Source organism: Sulfoacidibacillus ferrooxidans (assembly GCF_022606465.1).
GTDB classification, from domain to species: Bacteria; Bacillota; Bacilli; order Alicyclobacillales; family SLC66; genus Sulfoacidibacillus; species Sulfoacidibacillus ferrooxidans.
In genome coordinates this window covers 1-382 of the sequence record NZ_JALBUF010000104.1, presented here as the reverse complement: position 1 = coordinate 382, position 382 = coordinate 1, and the positions used below count along the sequence as shown (strand labels likewise).

The window sequence follows — 382 nt, the reverse complement described above, 5'->3', positions numbered from 1 at the left end:
GTGGTGTTGATGAAGGTGATTAGCTTCTCGCGGTCGCCCTTGACCTTGAGCCACTCGTCAACCAGCGACACCCAGGTCGTCCAGGTGCTGTAGATCGCCCAGCAGTAGAAGCTGACCGAGCGCGGCGTGCGGATCGGCTCGTTGTTCGGGCCGAACCAGTCGATGCTGTCGCGCGTCCAGATGCCGGTCTCGTCGCAGATCCAGCGGCCTTTAGCCTGGGCCACCACCATGTCACGGTGTTCAAAACAGGCTGCACAGTGCTCGCAGACGTACCAGGCGCGCTCGGCCTCACCCAGTTCGTTCTTTTCCCACTTCAGGCCGAACTCACAATCCTTGCCGCCAAACTTCAGGTGCTGCTCCCGCTGACAATGCGGGCAAGCAA

1 protein-coding gene is annotated in these 382 nt (G+C 61.0%); it reads right to left on the bottom strand.

The window, feature by feature from the left end; genetic code table 11:
- The coding region (locus MM817_RS16570) for a terminase gpA endonuclease subunit (RefSeq protein ID WP_241717168.1) at nt 1-382 on the bottom strand (382 nt) is incomplete at both ends.